Source organism: Halosimplex salinum (assembly GCF_003730195.1).
Classification (GTDB): Archaea; Halobacteriota; Halobacteria; order Halobacteriales; family Haloarculaceae; genus Halosimplex; species Halosimplex salinum.
Genome location: NZ_QWGG01000001.1, coordinates 714,611 through 739,481 on the forward strand (window position 1 = coordinate 714,611; position 24,871 = coordinate 739,481).

The following is a 24,871-nucleotide window of genomic DNA, read 5'->3' on the forward strand; positions in this document are numbered from 1 at the left end:
GGGGCGGGATGCCCCAGTGTGTGACACTACGGAGCCGGCTGGCTCCATCGGAAACGAAGGTTCCGGTAGTATTAAGTGTGAGCTATCGTTCGAGCGGTATCAGTCGTAAATATTGGCCGTAGGGCGGCGTTAACGTCGTCCGAAATCGTGGCTCTGTCCGTCCAGAATCGCGGAAGCACCGTTTCGCGTCCGCGATTCACTCGGAGTCCGCGAGGAGCGCCTCGACGTCTGCGTGGTCGGAGAGGAGTTCGACCATCCGGTCGACGGTCGCGGCGTCGCGGGTGCGTCCGGTGCTCAGTATGTCCTCGATCCGGTCGACGGTGACTTTCGTGTCCGACTGGACGAGGAGGACCGGCACGCCGGCCTGTGCCGCGTTCCCGAGGATGGCGCCGGACGGCCTGAGTCCGCCGGTGAGGACGATACACTCGATCCCGGGCGCCTCGAGGGCGGCCGCCTGGATCTCCGAGCGGTCGCCGCCGGTGACCATGGCGGCGTTGCGGAGCCTGCGGAAGTGCCGGAGCGCCGCGTCGCTCCCCATCGCGCCGACGGCGAAGCGCTCGACGAAGCCGTCGGTGTCCGACTCGGGGTTCAGCACGTCGGCGCCCAGCGCGTCGGCCAGGTCGCCGACCGTGATGCCCGCGAGTTCCTGCACCCGCGGGACCACGCCCAGGACGGGGATGTCACGCGACTCCAGGAACGGGACCACGTCGGTGTTCAGCGAGTCGAAGTTCCCGTCGGCGACGGCGTTGAACACCACGCCCGCGAGGTGGCCGTCGAACTGCCGGGCGGCGGCGAGCACCTCGTCCACGTCGGCGGGGTTCGAGTAGCCGGCGACGAGGACCGTCCGCGCGTCGAGCAGTTCCGCAACGTCCGGGTCGGTCAGGTCGACGATGCCCCCGGTCGTCAGGCGACCGCCGCCCTCGACGACGACGAGGTCGTACCGCTCGGCCAGCGCCTCGAAGTGCTCGCGAACCCGCTGCTGGACCTCCGCACCGCGGTCGCCGCGGATGGCCTCCTCGACGAACGCAGGCGAGTACACCACCGGCTCGAGTTCCGACAGATCGTCGTCGATGCCGAGGATCTCCTTCGCCAGGAGCGGGTCCTCGTCGCGGGTCTTGCCGACGGGGCTCTGCAGTCGGGTCCCCTTCGGTTTGAAGTAGCCGACGTCGAGGTCGTTCTCCTGCGCGAGTTTCGCGACGGCGATCGCGATGGCTGTCTTGCCGGTGCCTTCTCCGGTGGACGTGACGAATATGGGTTTCATAGTTCCTCCTGGTCGATGGTGAGTCGGACGTCGACGGCCTGGACGCCGTCGGGCGTCGCGACGAGCGGGTTGATGTCTAACTCGACGATAGCCGGGAAGTCGGTGACGAGCTGTGAGAGTCGCTGGATCGTCTCCACGACGCCGTCTTCGTCGACGGGGTCGCGGCCGCGAGCGCCCCGCAACAGCGGCGCGGCGTCGATCTCGGTGAGCATCTCACGGGCCGACGGTTCGCTGACCGGCGCGACGCGGACGGTCGTGTCCTCCAGCACCTCGACGAAGATGCCGCCGAGGCCGAAGAGGACGAGCGGGCCGAAGCCGGGGTCGCGGTTCATCCCGGCGATGGTCTCGACGGCGCTGTCCATGTCGAGCATCTCCTGGACCTGCACGCCGAGGACCGTCGCGTCGGGCTGGTAGTTGCGCGCCCGGGTCACGAGGTCCTCGTAGGTGTCGGCGACGTCCTCCGGCGACACGCCGACCGCGACCCCGCCGATGTCGGACTTGTGGAGGATGTCCGGGCTGACGATCTTCATGACAACCTCGCCGTCACCTGCGATCCGGTCCGCCGCCTCCACCGCGTCGGCGCGACTGTCGACGATCTCGGCGTCCGGCGTCGGGATACCGTAGGCGTCGAGCAGGCCCATCGCCTCGACGCCGAGGCGGTTCGAGTTCCGGCGGTCCGCGGCTTCGAGGATCCCGCGGGCGGCGTCGCGGTCCACGTCGAACGTCTCCGGTTCGGTGTACTCGCGGCGACTGATCTCGCGGTACTCGCGGAGCGCGTCGAGGCTTCGGACCGCTCGCGCGGGGTCGAAGAACGTCGGGATGCCGGCGGTCGAGAGCGTGTCGTTCGCGCTGCGGGCGGAGGACCCGCCCATCAGCGTCGCGGCGACGGGCATCTCGTACTCGGCCTGCAGGTCGACGACCGCCTCGGCGAGCGCGTCGTACGAGAGCGTCGCCGTCGGGCAGGCGACGACGACGGCGGCGCCGACGTTCGGGTCCGCGAGCGCGACGTCCAGCGCGTCCTCGAAGCGCTCGACGGGCGCGTCCCCGATAATGTCCACCGGGTTGTAGACGTTCGCCTCGTCGGGGAGCGCCGCCCGGAACGCCTCGACCGTCTCGTCGGTGAACGAGGCCAGCGAGAGGTCCGAGTCGCCGACGGCGTCCGTCGTCATCACGCCCGGGCCGCCGGCGTTGGTGACGATGGCGACGCCGTCCTGCTCGGGGAGCGGCTGTCCGGCGAGGATGCTCCCGAAGTCGAAGAGGTCCTGGACGGACTCGACGCGGAGGACGCCGGCCTGGTCGAGCGCCGCCTCGTAGGCCCGCTCGGAACCCGCGATGGCGCCCGTGTGCGAGGCCGCGGCCGACGCCCCCGCCTCCGTTCGGCCGGACTTGACGACCACGATGGGCGTCTCCCGGCTGACCTCGCGGGCGGCCTCGACGAACGCTCGGCCGTCGACGACGTCCTCGAGGTAGCCCAGGATGACGTCGGTGTCGGGGTCCTCGCCCCACTCGGCGACGAAGTCGCTCTCGTCGAGGACGGCCTTGTTGCCCAGCGAGACGACGTTGTGGAAGCCGAGGTTGCGGTCGTTGGCCCAGTCGACGACGGCGGTGACGAACGCGCCCGACTGGCTCATGAAGGAGATCGACCCCTCCTGCGGGCTCTCGGGGCCGAACGTCGCGTTCATGCCGACGCCGGTGTTCACGATACCGAGGCTGTTGGGACCGACGAGGTTGAGGTCGTGCTCGGCGGCGATCTCGCGGAGTTCCCGCTCGCGAGAGGCGCCCTCGCTCCCGGACTCGCCGAAGCCCGCCGTGATGACCACGACGTTCTGGACGCCGGCCTCGGCGGCCTCCCGGATGGCGTCGATGACGATGGACGGCGGGACGACGACGACCGCCGCGTCCACGTCGGGGACCGCCCCGACGCTGTCGTGTGACTCCAGACCCAGCACCTCGTCTTTCGTGGGGTTGACGGCGACGACGTCCCCCTCGAAGCCGTCGAGGAGGTTCGCCGTGATCGCCCGGCCGACAGATCCCTCGCGATCCGTCGCGCCCACGACGGCGATCCGATCGGGGCTGAAGAGTGTTGCTAACTGGCCCATCTACTCGTCCGTTCGCCCCGACCGGCTTTATAAGCTGGCCCGGCTTCTCAAACCGCAGGAACGCGGCGGGGTCGACCGCGGTGTCGGTTCGGGTGACTCCCTGCGGCGGACGTCTCAGTCCTCGGCCACGACCGCAGGGGTCGCGTCGGCGAGTTCCTCGATGCGGTCGGGAGCGACGGGGAACACCGCTTCCGGCGTGCCCGCGGCGGCCCACACCGTCTCGAACTCCCGGAGCCGTTCGTCGAGGTAGACCGGCACGCTCGTCTCGTGGCAAAAGGGCGGGACGCCCCCGATAGCCCAGCCGAGGGTCGCCTTGATCTCGTCGGCGTCGGCCATCCCGACCTCGTCGGCCGAGACACCGCGCAGGGCGGCGAGTCTGGACTCGCTCACTCTGTTCGCGCCGCTGGTGACGACGACCACGAGTTCGTCGGCGACCATCGCGATCGAACTCGCGATCTGTGCCACGTCGCAGCCGATAGCCTCGGCGGCGTCGGCGGCCGTCTTCGTCCCTTCGGGGAACTCGTGGACGTCCACGTCGACCCCGCGCTCGCTCGCCAGCTCGGTGAACTCCGCGGCCCGCGGATGCATGGACTCCGGTACGGTGCCGGATTATAAATGCGCTGGCCCCGTCCGTTCGGACGAATGACGAGGGACGAACTCGCGGCGTTCGACGACGCGGTCGTCGACACCGTGGCAGCGGATCACGACCTGTCCGTGGAGCGACTCACCGACCTCGTGCGGACCCACCAGTCGAACGTGCGCGCCCTCCCGGGCGTCGAGGACATCGTCTACGAGTGGCGCAACTACTTCCATCAGGACCCGCTGGTCGGCCGGACCGAGGCCGTGTACTACCTCGCGCTCCCCGAGCACGTGTGGGACGAGTTCGTCGAGGACATGGGCATCGACGAGACCGAACGCGCGGCGCTGCTCGCGGTGCACGACCGGCAGGCCCGCGCGGCGGACACCGACGCGGGCGTCGAGGTCGCCCGTCTCGACGCCGACGCTGCCCTCGTTTTGTCCCGCCCGTAGGCCGTGTTTCGTCCCGACCGCGCTCCAGCCACCGAACTCGTTCGGCCAGGCGTCTATCCGTCACCAGCGCGAAACGAATGGCGTATTAGAAAATCAATTTTTGGCTATCCAAAAATATTCTTTTCGAGTAGGAATCTTTAAGGGTCGAGCGGACGAAGTGTAGCGTGTAATGAGCACCCAGAAGCGCGTCCTTCAGGAAGCCGGTACAGTCGACGAGAACGCCCTCCGCCTCGAAAAGGGGAAGGCCGAACAGATCGTCGACGCGCTGAACACGGACCTGGCGTCGACGTACATGCTGTACCACCAGCTCAAGAAGCATCACTGGAACGTCGAGGGCGCGGAGTTCCGCGACCTCCACCTGTTCCTCGGCGACGCCGCCATGGAGGCCGAAGAGGCGACCGACATCATCGCGGAGCGCCTGCAGGCGCTCGGCGGGACGCCCGTGTCGAACCCGGTAAACCAGGCCGAGATGGCGACCGTCGAGTTCGAGGGCGACGACGTGTACGACATCCGCACGTCGCTGGAGAACGACCTCGAGATGTACGGCGAGATCATCGAGAGCCTCCGCGAGCACGTCGAACTCGCGACCGACCTGGGCGACCACGCGACGGCGGAGCTCCTCCGCGAGATCCTCGTCCAGACCGAAGAGGACGCCCACCACATCGAACACTACCTCGAGGACGACACGCTGGTCACCGACGCCGCGATGCAGAACTAACGCGAAGAACGCCTATTCTCTGATCTCGACCGTCAGATCGGTCGCGATCCACCCGTCGCCGTTGTCCGATTCGGTGAACACCGTTCGGGTCTCCGTCGTCGAGTACGCCGAGATGTTCGGACACGCTGCGTCCGGGGCCGCGTCCGCCCCGTCCTGCGCTTCCGCGCGGGTTCCCGACTCGTCCGTTGCTTCCATACCCGGGTTTAGGCGAACCTAAAGGAATAAGGGTTGCGGTCGTTCCCGGCGTTCGCCAGCGCGGTCGAACACGTCGGTCCGTCTCGCGGCACGTCTATCCGAGTCCCGGGGATTGAAGAGGCAACTCGCGTAGACCACAGCATGAACTCGCTGTCTGTCGGTATCGTCGGGTGCGGCAACATCAGTGATCGCTACCTCGACGCCGACGCCGTCTTCGACGCCTTCGATCTGGTCGCGTGTGCGGACCTGGACATGGAGCGTGCGCGGGCGACGGCCGAGGAACACGGTATCGAGGCGATGGAAGTCGACGAACTGCTCGCCGACGAGTCCGTCGACGCGGTGGTCAACCTGACGCCGCCCAGCGTCCACGCGGCGGTCATCACGGACGCGCTCGAAGCGGGCAACCACGTCTACACCGAGAAACCGTTCGCCACGACCGTCGCCGAGGCCGACGCGATCCGCGCCGCGGCCGACGATGCGGGCCTGCTCGTCGGCTCGGCCCCGGACACGTTCCTCGGGGCGGGGCTCCAGACCGCGCGCGAGGTGATCGACTCCGGTCGGATCGGCGACCCGGTGGGCGCGACGGCCCACTGGACGTCGCCCGGTCACGAGCTCTGGCATCCGAACCCGGACATCTACTACCAGGAGGGCGGCGGTCCGCTGTTCGATATGGGGCCGTACTACGTCACCGCGCTCGTCTTCCTCCTCGGGAGCGCCGAGCGGGTGGCCGGTTCCGTCTCCCGGCCGCACGACACCCGAACGATCGAGAGCGACCCCCGGAAGGGCGAGGAGATCGACGTGCAGGTGCCGACCCACGAGGCCGGTATCGTCGACTTCGCGAACGGCGCGACGGCGAACCTGCTGATGAGCTTCGACGTCGAGGCGTCGACGCTCCCGACCCCGGCGTTCGAGATCTACGGCACCGAGGGGACGCTCAGCCTGCCGGACCCGAACCACTTCGAGGGCCCCGTCCGCGTGCGGAGCCACGACGACGAGTCCTGGGAGACGATCCCGCTGACCCACGAGTACACCGACGGGCGCGGCGCGGGTCTCGCCGACCTGGCCTACGCGGTCCGCGGCGACTGGGAACACCGGACGAGCGGCGCGCTCGCCGGCCACGTCCTCGAAGTGATGGACGCGGTGCGCACCTCCTCGGAAGAGAGCGCGTTCGCGACGATCGACTCGGACCCCGGTCGGCCCGCGCCGCTCCCGCAGTCGTTCCCCGACATCGAGGACTGACCGGCCGACCTCCTGTCAGTAGTGAACGTTTTTCCGTCCGCGCGCGAAGGACGAGACATGGCCGACGACCGCTCCGACGAGGACATCTCCCGACTGGTGGCCGACCTCGTCAGGACGCTCCGAGAGCTCGAGTCCGAACTGGAGCCCCGGGCCCCCGAGGACGGTCCGCGACTCCCGACGCCCCGAGACCTCCGCCGCTTCACCAGCGAGGTGGCGATCCCCGGATTCATCCTCGTCCTGGAGACGAACATCCGCGCGCTCCGTCTCCTCCAGCGGGCGCTCAGGCTCGCGGAAGGCGCCGACGAGGCCCGCGAGGGGACCGAGGAACTCCGCGACCGCGCCCGCTCGGCGAGCGAGTCGACGCTTTCCCGGCTTGACGAGGCGCTCGTCGGACTCCAGGACGCCGTCGAGGGCCGTCCGAACGACGACGAGGCCGCGGACCTGCTCGACGACGCCCGCGAACTCCGCGCCGAGATACAGGACCGACTCCGCGAGAGCACACGCCGTGCCGAGAGCGACGAGTCTGGGACCGACGAGTCCGCGGCCGACGGCGACGCGACCGAGAACGGCGACGCGGACTCCGACCCCGTGGCCGTCGACGTGGACGCCGAACTCGAATCCATCAAACGCGAACTGGACGACCTTCCCGGCGCGCAGAATCCGGGTAACACTCCCGCGACCGACGGCGAGTCCGACGGAGACGCGGACGACGAGAGCGAGGGAGCGGACGAAGCCGCCGAGGACGCCGCCGCGAGTGCGACCGACGAGACGGGGGAAGTAGACGAGTCGGACCCGTCCGGCGACGACGCTGACGACCGATCGAGCGACTAATCGGCCCGCCGGTACCGCGTTCACTCGATACCACACTGTTCGGAACTGCTCGGCGAGACGCGCCCATAATTCAATAAACATAATGATTTATTATGTTGCACGTGCTGAGTAGAGGCACCCATGACGCCAACCGAGCGGACGGGGGAACGGCGTGTCGAGCTGTACGTTCGGGAGACGCTTCCGGCGCCGGCGTCGCGCCAGCGAGCCAGACTCGGCGCGCGGCTGCAGGAGTTCGAGAGAGCGGGCAGGATCGACGGGTTCGACGTCGTCGACTGCCCGAAGCGGATCCGCTGCGAGAGTCCGGTACACGTGGCGGCTCGCGACCGGTACCTCGCGTTCTCCGAGTGGGCGCGCGACAGCGGCGTGTGCCTGCGGCCGTTTTTCGGGACCCGCGAGTGCTACGCGATGGACACCGGCGAGAGAGGCGACTGGCTCGTGTTCCCCGCGCTGTGCCTCGCCGTCTACGAAGACGGCGACCTGGCCGCTGTTTACCCGCACGCGGACGGCGAGGAGTACCGCTCGGTCGCGGACGGGCTGAGGACACTCGCCGGGGAGGCGAGCGAGTCGGTCGGCGACAGTGACCGAGCCTCCGTCACGACCGCCGACTGACCCGTCACAGTCGACCGACGGTCCACCACCGACCGTTCACCACAAACCGTCGACCACCGACCGTCGACCACCGACTATCAGACTCCGAGCGGCCTCGGCGACGGGCCGGGCACGTTCCGGGCCCTGACGCTTTCTCGCAAATCCCACCGAAAACAGGTAATTCGACGACTATACTGGTTCGAACCGGTACCCGTCCCACTCCTGGCTCTCGGGGACCTTGATGCCGACGTCGGGGTCGCGCAACTCCTCGGCGTACACCGGTTCGACCGGGTCGCCCGTCTCCACCTCGTCCGTCGTGACCTGCCCGATGGCGCGGACGTACTCGTCGCTCACGTCCTCCGCGGAGAGGTCGAACTCGACGATGGCGAGCGTGTTCGGCGCGCGGACGCCCGGCGGGGTCTTCGTGCTGTGGGTCCAGGTGACCACCTCGCCGGTGCGCTCGCTCAGGTCGATGGTCTCGATCTGTTTCTCGCCGCACTCGGGACACAGCGTGTGTCCCGGGTAGGTGACGTGCCCGTTCTCGCAGACGTAGGCGTCGAACGACATTATCGTGCCTCCATGACGGTGGTGATGACGCAGTTGCCGAACCCGCCGACGTTACACGCGAGAGCGGTGTCCGCATCGACCTGTCGCGGCCCCGCCTCGCCGACGAGTTGCTTGTATATCTCGTAGCCCTGTGCGACGCCGCTCGCGCCGAGCGGGTGGCCCTTCGACTTCAGCCCGCCCGACGTGTTTATCGGTAACTCGCCGTCCCTCTCCGTGCGACCCTCGTCCATCTGCTTCCAGGCCTCGCCCGGTTCGGCGAAGCCACACCCCTCCATCTGGAGGAACTCGAGGATGGTGAACATGTCGTGCAGTTCGGCCACGTCGACGTCGTCGGGGCCGATTCCGGCCATCTCGTAGGCGTCGTCGCTGGACTGGACGACCCCGCCCATGACGGTCGGGTCGTCGCGCTCGTGGACGACGTGGGTGTCCGTGGCGCCGGAGATGCCCGAGATCACGGCGTAGTCGTCGGTGATCTCCTGTGCCTTCTCCTCGGTCGTGAACACCATCCCGGCGCTCCCGTCCGTGATGGGACAGAAGTCGTACAGGCGGAGCGGGTCGGCGACCATCGGACTCTCCAGCGCTGTCTCGACGTCGATCTCCTTCTGGAACTGGGCGTGAGGGTTGTCCACGCCGTTCGCGTGGTTCTTGACGGCGACTTTGGCGAGGGACTCGCGGGGGGCGTCGAACCGTTCGAGGTAGTGTCGCGCCGTCATGCCCGCGAACGAGGGCAGGGTCAGGCCGTGCTTGTACTCGACGGGGTGGGTGATCGAGGCGATGATGTCCGTCGCCTCGGGTGTCGAGCGGTGGGTCATCTTCTCCCCGCCCACGAGCAGGGTCATGTCGCTGGCGCCGGAGGCGACCGACTGCCAGGCCTCGTAGATGCCGGCCCCGCCCGACGAGGAGGTCTGGTCGACCCGCTCGCTGTAGGCGGGCATCACCCCGAGGTCGTGCGCGAGGGCGTTCATGATCCCGCCCTGCCCCTCGAACTCGCCGCTGGCCATGTTCGAGACGTAGAGGTGCTCCACGTCGTCGGGAGTGATACCGGCGTCCTCCAGCGCCGCTTCGCCCGCCTGCGAGATCAACTCGCGGATCCAGGCGTCGCGCTGGCCGAACTTCGTCATCGACGCACCGATCACTGCGACTGTCATGTGTGAAGCGTCGAAGGGGTGTAATGTGATGGTTACGGTGACCCCGGTCGAGATCTAACAGCCCCGGGCCACTCAGTAGAACGACCGCGCCGCCGCCTTCCACTCCTCGCCCTTCCGTACGTCGTCGGGCCAGCGGCTCCGTCCGAGGGACTTCATCCGGGTCGCGAGCGTCCAGTCGTCGACCCGTTCGGGCCCGTCGTCCTCGGCGGCCGCGGCGGCCGCCGCGACGTGCCGGTCGTGGAGGTGAGCGCCGACGGCCGAGGCGATGGCCGCCGCCTCCGCCGCGTCTGCGTTCGCCGGGAGCGACAGCGACACCTCGTCGCCGTCGAGGGTGAGCGTCACCGTCTCGCCGCCGTCGGCGGTGCCCTCCGGCCGGTCCGTCGATTCCGTCCCGTCGCCGTCTGTCTGTGCTGATTCGGCCATTACAGTGGGATGTTACCGTGGTCTTTCGGCGGGCTGTCCTCGCGCTTGCGTTCGAGCATCTCCAGGTCCCGAATCAGGCGCTTGCGCGTGTCCTTCGGTTCGATCACGTCGTCGAGGTAGCCCCGTCTCGCGGGGCCGTACGGGTGGGCGAACTCCTCGCGGAACTCGTCCATGAGTTCCTGGCGCCGGGCGTCGGTGTCTTCGGCCTGCTGGAGCTCCTTCCGGTAGAGGATGTTCACCGCGCCGCGGGGGCCGAGCACCGCCATCTCGGAGGCCGGCCAGGCGTAGTTGACGTCCGACCCGAGGAACTTCGAGGACATGACGATGTACGCGCCGCCGTAGGCCTTCCGAACGACGACCGAGAGCAGCGGCACCGTCGCCTCGGCGTAGGCGTAGATGAGCTTCGCGCCCCGGCGGATGATGCCGTTGTGCTCCTGGTCGGTGCCGGGCATGAACCCCGGCACGTCGACCAGCGAGACGATGGGCACGTTGAACGAGTCGCACGTTCGGATGAACCGAGCGGCCTTCTCCGAGGCGTCGATGTCGAGCGTGCCCGCGCTGACGCGGGGCTGGTTGGCGACGATGCCGACGACCCGACCGTCCATGCGCGCGTACCCGACGACGACGTTGCGCGCCCAGTTCTTGTGCACCTCGAAGAAGGAGTCTTCGTCGACCACGCGGTCGATCACCTGCGTCATGTCGTAGGGCTTGCGCGGCGCCTCCGGCACGATGTCGGTGATGCCGTCGAGTTCCCGGTCGGGGTCGTCCCACGACGCCACCCGCGGCGGGTCCTCCATGTTGTTCTGGGGCAGGTACGAGAGGAGCCGTCGGATGTTGTCGAGCGCCTCCTCCTCGTCCGAACAGGCGAAGTGCGCGACGCCCGACTTCGTGGAGTGGCTCCCCGCGCCGCCGAGTTCCTCCTTGGACACCTGCTCGCCGGTGACCGTCTCGATCACGTCCGGCCCGGTGATGAACATGTGCGAGGTGTCCTGCACCATGAACGTGAAGTCGGTCAGCGCCGGCGAGTAGGTCGCGCCGCCCGCGCAGGGGCCCATGATCGCCGATATCTGGGGGATCATCCCCGAGGCCTTCGTGTTGCGCTCGAATATCTTGGCGAACCCGACGAGCGAGTCGACGCCCTCCTGGATGCGGGCGCCCCCGGAGTCGTTCAGGCCGACGACTGGCACCCCGGCGTCGGTGGCCCGATCCATCACCTTGCAGATCTTCTCGGCGACCACTTCCCCCACCGACCCGCCGAGGACGGTGAAGTCGTGGGCGAAGACGAACACCTTCCGGCCGTTCACGTCGCCGTAGCCGGTGACGACCGCGTCGCCGGGGAACTCCTTCTCGTCCATCCCGAAGTTGGTCGAGCGGTGCTCGACGAAGGCGTCTATCTCGGTGAACGTCCCGTCGTCGAGGAGGTACTCGACCCGCTCGTGGGCGGTCATCTTCCCGCGGGCGTGCTGGCGCTCGATGCGCTCCTCGCCGCCGCCGACGCGCGACTCCTCGCGGCGCCGGCGTAGTTCTTCGAGCGGCGTCTCCTCGTTCGCCTCGCCCGCGTCGACTGTGTCCGTCTCGGTCGTGTCGTCTGTCTCTTCCTGGCTCATCTCACCACTCCATGCCGCCGTTGACGCCGATGACCTGACCGGTCATGTAACTCGACTCCTCGCTGGCGACGAACGAGACGATACCGCAGATGTCTTCGACCGTCGCGAACCGGTTCAGTGGGATGTCCCGGAGTATCTTCTCCTGGACTCGCTCGGGTACCTCCTCCAGCATATCGGTCGCGACGAATCCGGGCGCGATACAGTTGGCGGTCGATCCCGACGAGGCCATCTCCAGCGCGATGGTCCGCGTGAAGCCGAACAGGCCCGACTTCGTCGTCGCGTAGTTGGCCTGCCCGTAGTTCCCCTGCTGGCCGACGACCGAGGAGATGTTGATCAGTCGACCGTGGCGCGACGCCTTGATGTCGTCGAAGAACGTCTTCGTGCAGTTGTAGACGCCGCCGAGGTTGACGTCGACGACGGCGTCCCAGTCGTCCCGGCTCATGTTCTCGAACTTCTTGTCGACGGTGATGCCCGCGTTGTTCACGAGCACGTCGACCGGGCCGAACGCGTCGACGATCTCCTCGCGCATCGCCTGCACGTCGTCGAGGTCGGAGACGTCGGCCTGGGCGGCGATGGCGCTCCCGCCGTCGTCGTGGATGGACTCCACGACCGCCTCCGCCTCCGCGGCCGACGACCGGTAGTTGACCGCGACGTCCGCACCGCGGTCGGCGAGGTCCGCCGCGATGCCCTTTCCGATGCCGCGGGAACTCCCGGTGACGAGGCAGGTCTGGCCGTCCAGATTCATTGCCCCACCCTCCGTTCGCGTCGGTGCCGTCTCATGTCTAACAGTGGCCCGCGGAGATGGGTTAATAGTTCCCCTTACCGAGTTTACATAATCTCCCGGTGGTGTCACCCCCCGGATGCGACGCTCTCCCCGCGACACCCGCTACAACCGATCTGTACAACGTAGTCTCAGTATCTGTGTCAAGATAGTGGTACGGCCTCTTCCTTCGAAGGCATTTGGGCGGTCGACGGACGATTCGGAGACGGCGGACAACGACAGATTCTTTAGGGCGACCTAAAGACGTACGGGTACGAGAGCGATGACACGGGACATCTGCGTCGTGGTGCCGACGATACGCGAGTACGAGTGTGTGAGGGCGTACGCCGACAACGCGCGAGCGGCCGGGTTCGACCTGGACCGACTCCAGTTCGTGCTCGTCACCGAGGACTTCTGCGACACGGAGGCGATGGAAGCGATGCTCGACGAGGAGGGCCTCTCGGGCGAGGTCTTCGACGGCACCGACCGCGAGCAGTGGTACCGCGACCACGGCGTCGCCGAGTACGAACACGTCGTCCCCGCCGCCAGCCACGCCGAGACGAGCTTCGGGCTCCTCTACATGTGGGCCGGCGACTACGAGTACGGCTTCTTCGTCGACGACGACACGCTCCCCCACGACGAGACGGACTTCTTCGGGCGGCACCTCGACAACCTGGCCTTCGAGGGCGAGGTCACCGAGGTCTCCTCGGACGAGCGCTGGGTGAACGTCCTCTACCAGAACGTCGAAGAACACGACCTCTACCCGCGTGGGTACCCCTACAGCGCGATGGACGAGAGCGTCCGTACCGAGTCGACCGAGGTCGACGACGTGGTCGCCTCGCAAGGGCTGTGGACGAACGTCCCCGACCTCGACGCCGTCCGCATCCTCATGGACGGCGACCTGCAGGGACAGGCCCAGACGCGACTCACCGCCGACGACTACGGCGAGGACTTCGTCGCCGCCGAGGGCGACTACCTCACCGTCTGCTCGATGAACCTCGCCTTCCGCCGCGAGGTGGTCCCGGCCTTCTACCAGTTGCCGATGGACGACAACGAGTGGGACGTGGGCCGGTTCGACGACATCTGGAGCGGCGTCTTCCTCAAGCGGGCCTGCGACGTCCTCGGCAAGCAGATCTACAACGGCGCGCCGCTCTGCGAGCACAACAAGGCCCCGCGCTCGACGTTCGGCGACCTGAACAACGAGGTCCCGGGTCTCGAACTCAACGAGCACGTCTGGGAGCTCGTCGACGAAGTCGGTGGCGACGCCGACTCGTACGCCGGCGTCTTCGAGGCGATGGCGACCGAACTGGCCGAGGGGGAGTTCGACTACGAGAACGGCGAGTTCCTGAACTTCGTCGGCGAGCACATGCTCGACTGGCTGGACTGCCTCGACGCCCTGGAGAGCGCGACACCCGCGCGAAACGTCGCCGCCACCGACGACTGACACCGGGCGATACCGGGAGGTTTTTATTTCTTTAGGGAAGCCTAAAATACATGAAGGAGAACGCGCGGTTCGGGCGGCGTCGTTTGCTGAAGACTATGGCCGCGGGGACGGCGGTCGGGGTCGCCGGGTGTCAGGGTGCTCCGGGGTCGGAGACCGACACCGGCGACGGGGCGGGCGGCGGGTCCGGCGACGTCGACGTGCCGTCGCTCACGGAGTTCCGCGGGTCGGGGACGCTCGCCTCGGGTCGGCCGGCCCCGGAGGGCACCTCGATACAGGACCTCCCGGACCTCTCCGGCGACCTCAACCTCTACATCGGCGGCGGCGAGGGCGGTATCTACTACCAGTTCGTCGAGATGCTCCAGGAGATCTACCCCGAGTTCAACGTCTTACCCTCGGACGCTGGCTCGTCCTCGCTGGCCCAGACCATCGTCGACGAGGTCGAGGCCGGCGCCACCGAGGCCGACGTGTTCTGGTCGATCGACGCCAGTTCGCTCGGCTTCGTCGCCAACAACGACGCCTACGAACCGCTGCCCGCCGAGGCCGTCGACCCGGTCCCCGACAGCTTCCGCGGGTCCGACAACGCCTGGGTCGGCGTCGCCGGCCGCGCGCGGAGTGTCCCCTACAACACGAACGAACTGAGCGCCGACGACATCCCGTCGAAGGTCGCGGAGTTCCCGGACACCGACGCCCTCCAGGGGTCGATGGGCTGGGCCCCCTCTTACGGCGCGTTCAAGTCGTTCGTGACCGCGATGCGGCTCACCCGCGGCGCGGACGCCACTCGCCAGTGGCTCTCGTCCATGCAGGACGCGGGGACCGAGCGGTTCGGCAACGAGTACGTCGTCTCCCAGCAGGTCGCCGACGGCGCGCTCTCCGCCGGGTTCGCGAACCACTACTACGCGATGCGCGTCAAGAACCAGCGACCGGACGCCCCGATCGACCTCGCGTTCACCGAGGGCGACGCCGGCGCGCTCGTCAACGTCGCTGGCGCCCTCGCCGTGAAGGGCACCGAGAAGCAGGACCTCGTGTCGAACTTCGTGCGACACCTCCTCTCGGCGGAGGCCCAGGAGTTCTTCGCGACCGTGAGCTTCGCCTACCCGATGATCCCGGGGGTCCAGCCGGTCGGCGGTCTCCCGACGGTCGACGAACTGAGCCCGCCCGACATCGACCTGGCGGAGCTCTCGGACATCGAACCGACGCTCGAACTGATGCGTGACGCCGGCGTCCTGGGATGAGCGTCCGCGAGCGCGTCGGACCGCTGGTCGACCGCGTCCCCGGCGAGGGTGACGGGATCGCGACCGGTGCGTACGCCGCGCTCGCTACGGTCCTGGCGGTGGCACTCGTCCTCCCCCTCGGGTGGCTCGTCGTCGACGCCGCCGCGCTCGGTCCGCGCGCGCTCGAACTCACGCTGGACTCCCAGACGCTCGAAGTCCTCGGCCGGAGTGTCGCGCTCGTCACGGTCGTCACCGCGGGGAGCGTCGTCGTCGGCGTCCCGCTGGCCGTCCTCACCGTCCAGGCGTCGATCCCCTTCCGCCGCTTCTGGACGGTGCTCGTCGCGCTCCCGCTCGCGGTCCCGAGCTATCTGGGCGCCTTCGCCGCGATATCCGCGTTCGGCCCCAGAGGCCCGCTCTCCGACGCGCTCGCCCCGCTCGGCGTCTCGATCCCCAACGTCGAGGGGTTCGCCGGCGCGGCGGTGGTCCTGACGCTGTACACGTACCCCTACGTCTTCCTCACGACGCGCGCGTCCCTGCTGTCGCTCGACGCGTCGCTCGTCGAGGCCGCGCGCACCCTGAACTGCGGTCGGCTGGAGTCGTTCCGAAGAGTCACGCTCCCGCAGATCCTCCCCGGGATCGCCGCGGGAGCCCTGCTGGTCGCGCTGTACGCCCTCGCGGACTTCGGGACGCCCAACTTCATGAACGTCGAGGTGTTCACGCAGTTCATCTACAGCCGCCACAACGCGAACATGGGCGGGTACGCGGCGCTGCTCTCGATCCAGTTGCTCGCCGTGACCGGCGTTATCCTCGCCGCGGAGTCGTGGATCGGCGCCGACGACTCCGGGGCCTACGCGAGTCGCGGCAACCGCGGCGCGGCCGAACTCGACCTCGGACTGTGGCGGTATCCGGCGATGGCCCTCCCGGCGCTGGTGGCGCTGGTGGCGCTGGTGCTCCCGATCGGAATATTCGCGATGTGGTTCCTGCGGGGCGGTCCGGGCTACGAGTTCGCGCGGCTCTCCTTCTCCTGGTCGTACGGCTGGAACTCGGTGAAGGTCTCCTTGCTCGCGGCCGGCGTGTCGGTCCTCGTCGCGCTCCCGATCGCGTTGCGGTCCGTCAGAACAGACTCCCGGCTCTCGTCGCTGACCGCACGGGTCCCGTACGTGGGTTACGCGACGCCGGGCATCGTGCTCGCTATCGCCCTGGTGAGTTTCAGCCTCGATGTGTCGCCGGAACTGCTGTACAAGTCGATCCCCCTCGTCGTCTTCGCGTACGTCGTCCGATTCATGCCGCAGGCGATCGGGTCGATCCAGACCTCGACGATGCAGGTCGACAGTCGGCTCATCGAGGCCGCACGGACCCTGGGCCGCTCCCGGCTGGAGGCGTTCAGAGCGGTCACGTTCCCGCTCATCCTCCCGGGCATCGTCACCGGCGCGGCGCTGGTGTTCCTCACGTCGATGAAGGAGCTTCCGGCGACGCTGCTGCTCCGGCCGTTCGGGTTCGACACGCTGGTGACGTTCATCTGGCGCGCCGAGGAGGCGGGGATGTACGGGCAGGCCGCCATCCCGGCGTTCGTGCTCGTGCTCGTCTCCGGCCTCTCGATGGGCGTGCTTTTGGCTCAGGAGGACAACTGATACTGTAAGAGACCCCCGACGATGATCGAACACACAGTCCAGTCGGCGGCGAACGACCGCGTCGAGCCGACGGTACAGCGGGGCGACCCCGTGCTCGAACTCGACGGCGTGTCGCGCTCGTTCGGCGCCGAGACCGCGGTCGACGACCTCTCGCTGTCGGTCTACGAGGGGGAACTCCTGACGCTGCTCGGCCCCTCCGGCTGTGGCAAGACGACGACGCTCCGACTCCTCGCGGGCCTCGACCGCCCCGACGAGGGGTCGATCCGCGTCGAGGAGGAGGCCGTCGCCGGCCCCGACAGCTTCGTCGCGCCCGACGACCGCGACGTGGGGCTGGTGTTCCAGTCGTTCGCCCTGTTCCCGCACCTCACCGTCGGCGAGAACGTCGCCTTCGGTATCGACGACTGGTCCGCCGACGAGCGCGACGAACGCGTCGCGGAACTGCTGGAGCTGATCGGACTCCCCGAGTATCGCGACCACTCGCCGGACGACCTCTCGGGCGGCCAGCGCCAGCGGGTCGCGCTCGCACGCTCGCTCGCACCCGAGCCGGACGTGCTCCTGCTCGACGAACCGTTCTCGAACCTCGACGTGAGCCTCCGGACGGAGATGCGCGAGGAAGTCCGCAACATCATCAAGGAGACGGGCGTCACCGCCGTCTCCGTCACCCACGACCAGGAGGAGGCCCTGTCGATCAGCGACCGCGTGGCCGTCATCCACGAGGGGAGCGTCGAGCAGGTCGGCCGCCCGGAGGTCGTCTTCGAACAGCCCGAGTCGCGATTCGTCGCGGAGTTCCTCGGGCAGGCGGGCTTCGTCTCCGGCCAGCTGGCCTCCGGTGTGGTCGAGACGGACCTCGGAACCCTGCCCGCGGACGTGATCGAGGGGCTCGGCCGCGAGTACGACGGCGCGACCATCGACGTGATGGTCCGGCCGGACGACCTCGTCGCGACGCCGGCAGACGGCCCGGACGAGGGAAACGGCGAGATCGTCCACCGACAGTACACCGGGCCGTCGTTCGTCTACCAGGTCGCACTCGACGGCGGCGATTCGGTGTACTGCGAACACAACCACGCCGACAACCTCGCGCTGGATCAACGAGTACGGGTCGACCTGCAGGTCGACCACCCGCTGGCGTGGTTCCCCGCCGAGTGAGATGCGCCGGCGCACCGCGACCGTCGGGACGGCCGCGGTCGCACTCGTCGGCGTCATCGTCGTCTGGCTCGTCACCGCTCGACTCTTCCCGTACCACTCGCTCAACCACGACGAGGGCGTCTACCTCCAGCAGGCCGCGATGCTGCTGGAGGGACGGCTGTTCCTGCGCCCGCCCGTGGAGGGCGTCTTCCGCCCCTGGTTCTTCGTCGAGAGCGCCGACGGCCTCTATCCGAAGTACGCGCCCGTCCCGGCGGCGATGTTCGCGCTCGGGGAACTCGTCGGGAGCTACCGGGTCGCGCTGCTGGCTATCGCCGCCGGCAACCTCGCGCTCACCGCCGGCGTCGTCCGCGAGGCGTTCGCCCGTCGGACCGCGCTGGTCGCCGCCGTCTGCCTCCTCGCCTCGCCGCTGTTCGTCCTCAACTCCGCGGTGTTCCTCCCGTACGCGCCGACGCACCTCCTGAACCTCGCGTTCGCCTACAGCTACCTGCGCGCGGACCGGACCGGCGACCGCCGGTGGGCCGCCGCGGCCGGCGGCGCGGTCGGTCTCGCCTTCTTCTCCCGCCCGTTCACGGCCCTCCTGTTCGCGACGCCGTTCGTCGCACACGCGCTCTGGACGCTCCGACGGAACGTCCGGGAGAACCTGCCCCGGCAGGCGACGACGGCGGTGCTCGGGCTCGTGGGAGTCGCCGTGACGCTCGCCTACAACGCCGTCGTGACGGGGTCGCCGCTCCTGTTCCCCTACGAGGCGTTCGCGCCGCTGGACGGCCTCGGCTTCGGCGAGCGGCGCATCCTCGACCACGGCATCGACTACAGCCCGACCCTCGCGCTGCGCGCGAACGGTCGCGTCCTCTGGCTGTTCTTCAGCCAGTGGGCCGTCGGCGGACTCGTCGGCGCCGCCGCCGCGGCGGTCGGGCTGGCCGTCGCGGTCCGCCGTGGACTCTCCCCGCGACAGGCGACCGTCGGCGGGCTCTTCCTCACGGTCTCGCTGGGCAACGTCTACTTCTGGGGCAACTTCAACGTCCTCGGCGACCTCGAGACGGCCGGCGACGGCCTCGTCGCCGCGCTCGGTCCCTACTACCACTTCGACCTGCTCCTCCCGACAGCGACGTTCGCCGCCGTGGGCGCCGTGGCCGTCGTCGAGTTCGTCCGCGACGCCGCGGCAGCGCGAGACGGCTTCGACCCGCGCGCGACGCGGGCGGCGGTCGTCGTCACGGTCCTCCTGCTCGCCGGCGTCGCGGGGGCTGTCACCGTCGACGCAGCCAGCGCCCCGGTCGAACGCAACGCCGAGGTGACGGAGACGTACCAGACCGCTTACGAGCCGTTCGAAGGGGGCCCGCCGGCGAACTCGCTGGTCTTCTTGCCGGACCCGTACGGCGACTGGCTGAACCACCCGTTCCAGCTCCTCCGAAACGATCCGGGCTTCGACGGCGACGCGGTGTACGCCATCGACGACCGCCCCTTCGAGACGGTCGACACCTACCCGGACCGCCAGCTGTACCGCTACGCCTACCGCGGCGAGTGGGCGCCGTTCGCCGGGTCGCCGCGCGCGGCCCGCCTCCAGCGGATCGAATCCGTTCGCGGCGAGCAAGTGATACTCGACGCGACGGTCGGAGCCCCACAGGACGCCCAGAGCGTCACCGTGCGAGTCGGGGACGGCGACGAGAGCGTCTACGCCGTGGGGAATCGGACCGACGGCTCGCTCCGCTTCCGACTGCTGGCGTCCGACGGTCACGTCGCCCTCACGGGGCCCGACGCGAAGTCGAGCGAGACGCTCTCGCTCTCGGGTCGCGAGACGATCCGTGCGAGCGTCTTCGTCGACTACGGGCCGGGCGGGAGCTTCACGTACCGGTTCGAACTCCCGCTCGACGCCGCGGACGGGACGGTCCGCGGCCTCTCGCCCAGAGTCGAACTCTGTCGCGGGGTGCGCTCGTGTGGCGGCGCGGCGACCTACGTCCCAGAGAGCGCGCCCGACGGAGTATTCGTCGAGACGAACCTGACGGCCGACGAGCACAACCCCTAAGCCGCATATCCCCTATCTGAACCCATGGAACTGACGCGCCGGGACGCGCTCGCCGCACTCGCGGCCGCCGGCGTCGCGGGCGGCGGGGCGCTCGCACTCTCCGCCGGAGAGAGCCGTGACGACGGCGAGACGGCGACGGAGCCCGGTGGCGTACCGCCACCCGGGCCGCTGACCGACGACGACGTCGCCGTCCTGACGGCCGCTGCCGAGGTGCTCTACCCGAGCGAGGTCGAGGGCGTCGAGTCGTTCGTCTCGGAGTTCGCTCGCGGGCGCGCGGCGGAACAGCCCGACCACGCGGCCGGCGTCGCCGACGCCGCTCGCTATCTCGACGAGTGGACCGGCTCCTGGCTGGACGAGGAGTTCACGGCGCTGGACCCGTCCGACCGCGAGGAGGCGCTCGACCCGTCCGACCGCGAGGAGGCGCTCGACCGTCTCGGAGCGCGCGCGGCCGACCCGGACCCGGAGGGGACGGACGCCGAGCGCGTGCGCTACTACGTCGTCGACGAGTTGCTGTTCGCGCTCTACTCGTCGCCGACGGGCGGGGAACTGGTCGGTATCGAGAATCCGCAGGGCCACCCCGGCGGGACCGAGAGCTATCGGCGCGGGCCGAACGACGGAGAATAGGGGCGCAGTCGGGCCGACCGACGACCGAGAAGGGCGGCGTCGACTACCGGCGGCGCTCTTCGAGACAGACTTTCACGATGGACTTCGCGATGGCCGCGCCGCCCGCGAACGGGTCGAGCTTCGTCTCTCCCGTCCGCTCGTCGTAGTCGATCGGGACCTCTCGCACGTCGTACCCGCGCATCAGCGGACGGATCAGCAGTTCCGCGGAGAGTCCGGTGTTCTCGGTCCACTCGTTGTCCTGGATCACCTCGCGGCGGTAGGCGCGCATGCCGGTGGTCGTGTCGCGGACGCGTCGCCCCATCAGCGCGCTCGCGAGGAGGGCGAACGCGCGGTTCCCCTGCCTGTTCAGGAACGGCATCGGCTCGGCGCCGCGGGTGATGCGGTCGCCGCTGACCACGTCCGCGCCGTCGTTCACGAGGTCGAGGAACTCCGGGAGGGCCTCCATCGGATAGGTGTCGTCGCAGTCGGTCGTGACGACGACCGGTCGGTCGGCGGCGAGCACCGCGGCGCGAACGGCCACGCCGTACCCCTGCGGTTCCTGCTCGATGACGCGGGCGCCGTGATCGCGGGCGATCTCCGGCGTCCGGTCGTCGGAGCCGTCGACGCAGACGACGTTCGCTCGACCGTCGGTGATGCGGTCGATATCTTCGAGGACCGTTCCGATGGCTTCCGCCTCGTTGTACGTCCCCATCACGACGGTCAGGTCGTCGAACGTGTACTCCCCGGTGTCGTCCCGTTCGGCCGCGTCCGCTGTCTGCGCCGATTCGGCCCCGTGTTCGGACTCGGCCCCGGCCTCAGATTCGGCTCCGGGCCCGGATTCAGACTCGGCCCCGGACTCCGACGACCCGCTCTCGTCGCGCTGAAGCTGACTCATTGCTCCGTTCTCTCGGCTCGACCCTCTTGAGTTTTTAGGTTCGCCAAAAACAGATCGTCGAATCGAGGGGACGCTACGCGAAGTGCTCGGCGATGAACGCCTCGTTCGGCGTGGCGCGGTCCCAGTAGTACTCGAAGAGGTCGCGGCCCCACTCCATGGCGCGGTCGTCCGTCGCGAGCACTTCGGTCCGGGAGTCGTACTGGCCGTCGATGGTCGGAAGCGAGAGCATGATCTCGTTCTCGGTGACGCCGATACCCACGTCGATGTCGAGGACGCGCACCGGCGTCTCCTCCCACTGGCGGGCCGCTTCCGGGTCCTCGATGCGGTCGAGCGCCTCCAGCGCGACGGTCGTGTCGACGACCAGTCGCGCGTCGGGGTCGTCCGGCATCACCGCTTCGTACTCGGCCTGATAGATCGGCGTGACGATGTCGACGCTGGTGCCCGCGCGCTCGACGCGCTCGCTCACTTCCCGGACGACGGCGTGCGGGTCCGTGTCTGAGGCGTGGAACACGTTCGCACCGGCGAGTTCGGTGAGTCTGAGTCTGAATCGCCGGGGGAGCGCCGACACGTCGTGGGTCCGCCAGTAGTCGTCGTCGAGCAGTCGACAGAGGTTCTCCTGCTGTTCGAGCAGGTCCGCGACCAACCGTCCGCTCCCAGTCGCCTCCAGGCCGTCGTCCAGCGACTCGACGAGGCCCTTCCGCTCCAGGTCGCCGACGGCGTTGTAGACGGCGGACTCGCTCGCATCGATCGCCTCGATGAGCCCCGCCATCGACTGCCTGTCAGCCACCACCGAGGCCAGCACGTCCGTGCGAACGGACGAACTCGACACGTACCCGACGATAGACTTCGAACTCACGCGCCCGCCCTCCCGGCGGACCGACCGAAGACGTTCGGACGAACCCTCATTATCGGATTCCATATGTATTGGAACTACTTCGGTCTTCTGGAACTATTTTGGAGAGGTGGAATTGTTTCGGGGTGAAAAGTTCAACATTTATACTGATGGGTGGCAGAGAATGTGATGCGGTCCGATGGGGGATGCAGGGTCCCTGCTGGCCACTCGACCTTCGAGGGGGGAGAGCGGCTCACCTGGCGTCACCCACCACCGATCCTACTCACTTTCCGCACGAGAACGGTAGTCCCTGCTCAGTCCGCGGGTTCGGGCGGCGAGTCCCGGCCGATACGGATCTCGAACGACTCGATGTCCTCGAGCGCGGCGACCTGTCCGCCGACGGTCACCCGCTCCTCCTCTGTCTCGACGACGAGCGACGCCTCCTCGAGGCTCGGCGAGATGTTGGCCTCGACGACTTCGCCCGAGACGACGAGTTGCTCGCCGGTCAGCACGTCCCGGCCCTCGATCGTCGCGTAGAAGTCCCCGTCGAGGGTCGCCACGTCGGAGATGGCCCGCCGGATCGTCCCGTAGCGGCGCGGGAAGGTGAGTTCGTCGCCGTCGGTCCTGACCGTCTCGGCGGTGGTCCAGAGGACGGTGTTCATGAACATCGAGACGAGAAAGCCCAGTTCGGAGCGGTCGAAGATGACGCCGTAGCGGTCGGTGTCGCCCTTGAGGCTCTCCCGGGTCGCGTAGATCGAGTAGCGCCCGTCGGCGACGGCGATCACGGGCGTCGTGACGCCGCGGCGTTTCTTGACGGTGCTCGCCAGCGCGTCGTAGTCGTACTCCGCGGGGTCGGGGACCTCCGCGGCCGGCGACAGCAGTATCTCGATAGCGACGCCGTCCTCGTGCTGGCGGCGGAGCTGGCTCTCGAACCGGTCCAGTAGCTCGGGCGTCAGCGACAGCATCAGCTCGTAGTTCGCCGAGTCGATCACCTCCGAGAGGTATCGGAGTATCGTCGGGCGCGACTTGACGAGCGACACCGCCTCGGTCCCGCGTGCCGGTTGCGTGTACTGTTCCTGGAGTCCGTCGACGAGCGTGTCCAGAGAGGTCTGGAGGTCGTCGAACGCTTCCGACGGGTCGAGCGCGAGCACCTTCATCGGCCGCGACTCCTGCAGTTCGACCAGCCCGATGTCGCTGAGGCTCCGGACCGTGTCGTAGACGCGGGGCTGCGGGATGTCCGTGTAGTCGGATATCTCCGAGGCCGTCACCTGCCCGTGTTCGAGGATCGTGAGGTACGCCTTCGCCTCGTACTCCCCGAAGTTGAACCGCTCCGAGACGGCTTCGAGCGAGTCGAGGAGGTCGTCACCAGCCATGTCGGTTGCACCTTCCGTGACCGGCTAAATCAGTCTGTCCCTTCTCAGGACCGGTCGCACTCACCCGCGACGCGCGCGGCGGGGCGTTCAAAGCGTATCGAACTCCACGACGGCCTTGATCTGGTCGTGGCCGTACTCGAAGGCGGGTTCGACGTCGTCGGGCGTCGCGACGGTCGTCACCAGGTCGTCGAGCAGCCAGTCGGGGAGGTCGGCCAGCGTGTCGATCGCCCCCTCGAAGTGTTTCACGTGGGAGTTGACCGTCCCGACCAGCGCCTTGTTGTGGAGGACGAGTTCGTTGTGGATCCGTCCGCCGTCGATCTCGAACTCCCAGGAGTCGGGGATGCCCAGGAGCGCGCCGACGCCGTTGGGCGCGAGCGCCTCGACCGTCTCGAACGCGTGGGGCGCGTAGCCGGTCGCCTCGTAGACGAAGTCCATCGCCTCGAAGTCCTCCGGAACGCTCTCCAGCGGCGTGTCGTTCGAGTTGACGTACGTCGCGCCGATCTCCTCGATGATGTCCACGGTCGGGTCGGGGCGTTCGCGCCGGCCCAGACAGTAGGTCCGGTCGAAGTCGTGCGCGGCGAACGACCGGTCGCTCTCGACGCCGAACTCCAGCATCGCGAGCGTGATCAGCCCGAGCGAACGGTTGCCGAGCACCAGTGCGGACTCCGGCGACCACTCGAACGCCGACCGCGAGGCGTAGGCGTGCTCGAAGGCCTTCTCGGAGATGCTGACCGGTTCGGCGAAGAACCCGACCTCCCACATGTCCTCCGGGAACGGGACCAGGTACTCCGGCGGACTCGTGAAGTACTCCGCCATGTAGCCGTGGTCCCCGACGATGCCCCGCTCGACGTACTCGCCCTCCGGCGCCATGTCCGGTTCGCCACGTTCGAAGTACTCGTTGGTCCCGTCCGCGGGCGGGCGCCGCACCGTCGGGACGACCACGTCACCCGCGTCGAGGTCGGTACCGTTCGGGTCCTCGACGACTGCGACGGCCTCGTGGCCGAGCACCATGTGGTCCTCGCCCTCCGGGAAGCCGCCGTGCGCGCCGCTGATGACCTCGTGGTCCGTCCCGTCGACGCCGACCCGGAGCGTCCGCATCAGCGCCTCGCCCGCCGCTGGCTCCGGGCGCGGCTTCTCTATCACTGCCGGCCCCTCCGATCCGCGCTCGACTGCGATAGCTTTCATCAGTTGTTCAAAATGAGTACTCTATTCCGAGTTAAGTCTTTCTTCGGCGCGACGTGAACGACCGCT

The 24,871-nt window shown here is 68.4% G+C and carries 24 protein-coding genes; 11 read left to right on the forward strand and 13 right to left on the reverse strand.

All coding sequences use genetic code 11. The features are described 5' to 3' along the window. Positions 1–196 precede the first annotated feature (196 nt). From D1409_RS03565 to D1409_RS03575, 3 genes are all read right to left on the reverse strand, one after another. Positions 197–1,261, reverse strand: a complete 1,065-nt coding sequence (locus D1409_RS03565; protein ID WP_123534089.1) for a phosphotransacetylase family protein — start codon at positions 1,259–1,261, stop codon at positions 197–199. Next, a complete protein-coding gene (locus tag D1409_RS03570; RefSeq protein ID WP_123534091.1) occupies positions 1,258–3,360 on the reverse strand; it encodes an acetate--CoA ligase family protein in 2,103 nt (700 codons plus the stop codon). The genes D1409_RS03565 and D1409_RS03570 overlap by 4 nt, the downstream gene beginning before the upstream one ends. A 114-nt stretch (positions 3,361–3,474) precedes the next feature. After that, the gene (locus D1409_RS03575; RefSeq protein ID WP_123534093.1) at positions 3,475–3,948 is read right to left on the reverse strand and encodes a YbaK/EbsC family protein; all 474 of its coding nucleotides are present in this window, start codon (positions 3,946–3,948) and stop codon (positions 3,475–3,477) included. Between the two features lie 54 nt (positions 3,949–4,002). On the opposite strand from D1409_RS03575, the gene D1409_RS03580 reads away from it, so the two are divergent. Further along, positions 4,003–4,389 carry a hypothetical protein gene (locus D1409_RS03580; RefSeq protein WP_123534094.1) on the forward strand — a complete coding sequence of 129 codons (387 nt, stop codon included), beginning with the start codon at positions 4,003–4,005 and terminating at the stop codon, positions 4,387–4,389. A 169-nt stretch (positions 4,390–4,558) separates the two neighbouring features. After that, positions 4,559–5,107 carry a DNA starvation/stationary phase protection protein DpsA gene (dpsA, locus tag D1409_RS03585; protein WP_123534096.1) on the forward strand — a complete coding sequence of 183 codons (549 nt, stop codon included), beginning with the start codon at positions 4,559–4,561 and terminating at the stop codon, positions 5,105–5,107. A 12-nt stretch (positions 5,108–5,119) separates the two neighbouring features. Here the strand turns inward: dpsA and D1409_RS03590 are convergent, their stop codons facing one another. After that, positions 5,120–5,302: a DUF7331 family protein gene (locus D1409_RS03590; RefSeq protein WP_123534098.1), complete on the reverse strand. Its 183-nt coding sequence runs from the start codon at positions 5,300–5,302 to the stop codon at positions 5,120–5,122. Positions 5,303–5,443: 141 nt separating this feature from the next. On the opposite strand from D1409_RS03590, the gene D1409_RS03595 reads away from it, so the two are divergent. The 3 genes from D1409_RS03595 (at position 5,444) to D1409_RS03605 (ending at position 7,981) form a co-directional block, all read left to right on the forward strand. Next, positions 5,444–6,541 carry a Gfo/Idh/MocA family protein gene (locus D1409_RS03595; RefSeq protein ID WP_123534100.1) on the forward strand — a complete coding sequence of 366 codons (1,098 nt, stop codon included), beginning with the start codon at positions 5,444–5,446 and terminating at the stop codon, positions 6,539–6,541. A gap of 57 nt (positions 6,542–6,598) precedes the next feature. Next, positions 6,599–7,372 (forward strand): MSCRAMM family adhesin SdrC, encoded by a 774-nt coding sequence (locus D1409_RS03600; RefSeq protein ID WP_235853488.1) that lies wholly within the window; start codon positions 6,599–6,601, stop codon positions 7,370–7,372. Between the two features lie 120 nt (positions 7,373–7,492). After that, a complete protein-coding gene (locus D1409_RS03605) occupies positions 7,493–7,981 on the forward strand; it encodes an HTH domain-containing protein (RefSeq protein ID WP_123534102.1) in 489 nt (162 codons plus the stop codon). A 168-nt stretch (positions 7,982–8,149) separates the two neighbouring features. On the opposite strand, the gene D1409_RS03610 is transcribed toward D1409_RS03605, so the two are convergent. The 5 genes from D1409_RS03610 to D1409_RS03630 all read right to left on the reverse strand — a co-directional run bounded on the left by D1409_RS03610 (position 8,150) and on the right by D1409_RS03630 (position 12,450). Continuing rightward, complete coding sequence (locus tag D1409_RS03610) at positions 8,150–8,527, reverse strand: Zn-ribbon domain-containing OB-fold protein (protein ID WP_123534103.1); 378 nt, start codon at positions 8,525–8,527, stop codon at positions 8,150–8,152. Next, entirely contained in the window at positions 8,527–9,675 is a 1,149-nt protein-coding gene (locus D1409_RS03615; RefSeq protein ID WP_123534105.1) for a thiolase family protein, read from the reverse strand. The genes D1409_RS03610 and D1409_RS03615 overlap by 1 nt, the downstream gene beginning before the upstream one ends. Before the next feature lie 72 nt (positions 9,676–9,747). Further along, the gene (locus tag D1409_RS03620) at positions 9,748–10,098 is read right to left on the reverse strand and encodes a hypothetical protein (protein WP_235853489.1); all 351 of its coding nucleotides are present in this window, start codon (positions 10,096–10,098) and stop codon (positions 9,748–9,750) included. Further along, a complete protein-coding gene (locus tag D1409_RS03625; protein WP_123534107.1) occupies positions 10,098–11,705 on the reverse strand; it encodes an acyl-CoA carboxylase subunit beta in 1,608 nt (535 codons plus the stop codon). The genes D1409_RS03620 and D1409_RS03625 overlap by 1 nt, the downstream gene beginning before the upstream one ends. A gap of 1 nt (position 11,706) precedes the next feature. Beyond that, positions 11,707–12,450 (reverse strand): beta-ketoacyl-ACP reductase, encoded by a 744-nt coding sequence (locus tag D1409_RS03630; protein WP_123534109.1) that lies wholly within the window; start codon positions 12,448–12,450, stop codon positions 11,707–11,709. 298 nt (positions 12,451–12,748) lie between these two features. On the opposite strand from D1409_RS03630, the gene D1409_RS03635 reads away from it, so the two are divergent. Genes D1409_RS03635 through D1409_RS03660 form a run of 6 tightly spaced genes read left to right on the forward strand, consistent with a single transcriptional unit; the run spans position 12,749 to position 20,541 of the window. After that, positions 12,749–13,909, forward strand: coding sequence for an alpha-1 4-glucan-protein synthase (locus D1409_RS03635; protein WP_123534111.1), 1,161 nt, complete (start codon positions 12,749–12,751; stop codon positions 13,907–13,909). 50 nt (positions 13,910–13,959) lie between these two features. Continuing rightward, a complete protein-coding gene (locus D1409_RS03640; protein ID WP_123534113.1) occupies positions 13,960–15,141 on the forward strand; it encodes an extracellular solute-binding protein in 1,182 nt (393 codons plus the stop codon). Then, entirely contained in the window at positions 15,138–16,751 is a 1,614-nt protein-coding gene (locus tag D1409_RS03645) for an ABC transporter permease (protein ID WP_123534115.1), read from the forward strand. The genes D1409_RS03640 and D1409_RS03645 overlap by 4 nt, the downstream gene beginning before the upstream one ends. A 21-nt stretch (positions 16,752–16,772) precedes the next feature. Then, positions 16,773–17,897, forward strand: a complete 1,125-nt coding sequence (locus tag D1409_RS03650) for an ABC transporter ATP-binding protein (protein WP_123534117.1) — start codon at positions 16,773–16,775, stop codon at positions 17,895–17,897. A gap of 1 nt (position 17,898) precedes the next feature. Then, on the forward strand, positions 17,899–19,917 hold the full coding sequence (locus D1409_RS03655; RefSeq protein WP_123534118.1) for an ArnT family glycosyltransferase: 2,019 nt from the start codon (positions 17,899–17,901) through the stop codon (positions 19,915–19,917). Positions 19,918–19,941: 24 nt separating this feature from the next. Continuing rightward, positions 19,942–20,541 (forward strand): gluconate 2-dehydrogenase subunit 3 family protein, encoded by a 600-nt coding sequence (locus D1409_RS03660; protein WP_123534119.1) that lies wholly within the window; start codon positions 19,942–19,944, stop codon positions 20,539–20,541. 43 nt (positions 20,542–20,584) lie between these two features. Here the strand turns inward: D1409_RS03660 and D1409_RS03665 are convergent, their stop codons facing one another. From D1409_RS03665 to D1409_RS03680, 4 genes are all read right to left on the reverse strand, one after another. Continuing rightward, on the reverse strand, positions 20,585–21,232 hold the full coding sequence (locus D1409_RS03665) for a dolichyl-phosphate hexose transferase (RefSeq protein ID WP_206424983.1): 648 nt from the start codon (positions 21,230–21,232) through the stop codon (positions 20,585–20,587). A gap of 256 nt (positions 21,233–21,488) precedes the next feature. Beyond that, the gene (locus D1409_RS03670; RefSeq protein WP_123534121.1) at positions 21,489–22,271 is read right to left on the reverse strand and encodes a helix-turn-helix transcriptional regulator; all 783 of its coding nucleotides are present in this window, start codon (positions 22,269–22,271) and stop codon (positions 21,489–21,491) included. Between the two features lie 290 nt (positions 22,272–22,561). Further along, positions 22,562–23,620 (reverse strand): HTH-type sugar sensing transcriptional regulator TrmB, encoded by a 1,059-nt coding sequence (gene trmB / locus D1409_RS03675; protein ID WP_123534122.1) that lies wholly within the window; start codon positions 23,618–23,620, stop codon positions 22,562–22,564. 87 nt (positions 23,621–23,707) lie between these two features. Beyond that, complete coding sequence (locus D1409_RS03680) at positions 23,708–24,805, reverse strand: glucose 1-dehydrogenase (RefSeq protein WP_123534124.1); 1,098 nt, start codon at positions 24,803–24,805, stop codon at positions 23,708–23,710. Positions 24,806–24,871 lie beyond the last annotated feature (66 nt).

Coding starts and splice junctions, on each gene's coding strand:
- D1409_RS03565 (WP_123534089.1), bottom strand. CDS start 1,261: ATGAAACCCATATTCGTCACGTCCACCGGAGAAGGCACCGGCAAGACA.
- D1409_RS03570 (WP_123534091.1), bottom strand. CDS start 3,360: ATGGGCCAGTTAGCAACACTCTTCAGCCCCGATCGGATCGCCGTCGTG.
- D1409_RS03575 (WP_123534093.1), bottom strand. CDS start 3,948: ATGCATCCGCGGGCCGCGGAGTTCACCGAGCTGGCGAGCGAGCGCGGG.
- D1409_RS03580 (WP_123534094.1), top strand. CDS start 4,003: ATGACGAGGGACGAACTCGCGGCGTTCGACGACGCGGTCGTCGACACC.
- dpsA (WP_123534096.1), top strand. CDS start 4,559: ATGAGCACCCAGAAGCGCGTCCTTCAGGAAGCCGGTACAGTCGACGAG.
- D1409_RS03590 (WP_123534098.1), bottom strand. CDS start 5,302: ATGGAAGCAACGGACGAGTCGGGAACCCGCGCGGAAGCGCAGGACGGG.
- D1409_RS03595 (WP_123534100.1), top strand. CDS start 5,444: ATGAACTCGCTGTCTGTCGGTATCGTCGGGTGCGGCAACATCAGTGAT.
- D1409_RS03600 (WP_235853488.1), top strand. CDS start 6,599: ATGGCCGACGACCGCTCCGACGAGGACATCTCCCGACTGGTGGCCGAC.
- D1409_RS03605 (WP_123534102.1), top strand. CDS start 7,493: ATGACGCCAACCGAGCGGACGGGGGAACGGCGTGTCGAGCTGTACGTT.
- D1409_RS03610 (WP_123534103.1), bottom strand. CDS start 8,527: ATGTCGTTCGACGCCTACGTCTGCGAGAACGGGCACGTCACCTACCCG.
- D1409_RS03615 (WP_123534105.1), bottom strand. CDS start 9,675: ATGACAGTCGCAGTGATCGGTGCGTCGATGACGAAGTTCGGCCAGCGC.
- D1409_RS03620 (WP_235853489.1), bottom strand. CDS start 10,098: ATGGCCGAATCAGCACAGACAGACGGCGACGGGACGGAATCGACGGAC.
- D1409_RS03625 (WP_123534107.1), bottom strand. CDS start 11,705: ATGAGCCAGGAAGAGACAGACGACACGACCGAGACGGACACAGTCGAC.
- D1409_RS03630 (WP_123534109.1), bottom strand. CDS start 12,450: ATGAATCTGGACGGCCAGACCTGCCTCGTCACCGGGAGTTCCCGCGGC.
- D1409_RS03635 (WP_123534111.1), top strand. CDS start 12,749: ATGACACGGGACATCTGCGTCGTGGTGCCGACGATACGCGAGTACGAG.
- D1409_RS03640 (WP_123534113.1), top strand. CDS start 13,960: ATGAAGGAGAACGCGCGGTTCGGGCGGCGTCGTTTGCTGAAGACTATG.
- D1409_RS03645 (WP_123534115.1), top strand. CDS start 15,138: ATGAGCGTCCGCGAGCGCGTCGGACCGCTGGTCGACCGCGTCCCCGGC.
- D1409_RS03650 (WP_123534117.1), top strand. CDS start 16,773: ATGATCGAACACACAGTCCAGTCGGCGGCGAACGACCGCGTCGAGCCG.
- D1409_RS03655 (WP_123534118.1), top strand. CDS start 17,899: ATGCGCCGGCGCACCGCGACCGTCGGGACGGCCGCGGTCGCACTCGTC.
- D1409_RS03660 (WP_123534119.1), top strand. CDS start 19,942: ATGGAACTGACGCGCCGGGACGCGCTCGCCGCACTCGCGGCCGCCGGC.
- D1409_RS03665 (WP_206424983.1), bottom strand. CDS start 21,232: ATGGGGACGTACAACGAGGCGGAAGCCATCGGAACGGTCCTCGAAGAT.
- trmB (WP_123534122.1), bottom strand. CDS start 23,620: ATGGCTGGTGACGACCTCCTCGACTCGCTCGAAGCCGTCTCGGAGCGG.
- D1409_RS03680 (WP_123534124.1), bottom strand. CDS start 24,805: ATGAAAGCTATCGCAGTCGAGCGCGGATCGGAGGGGCCGGCAGTGATA.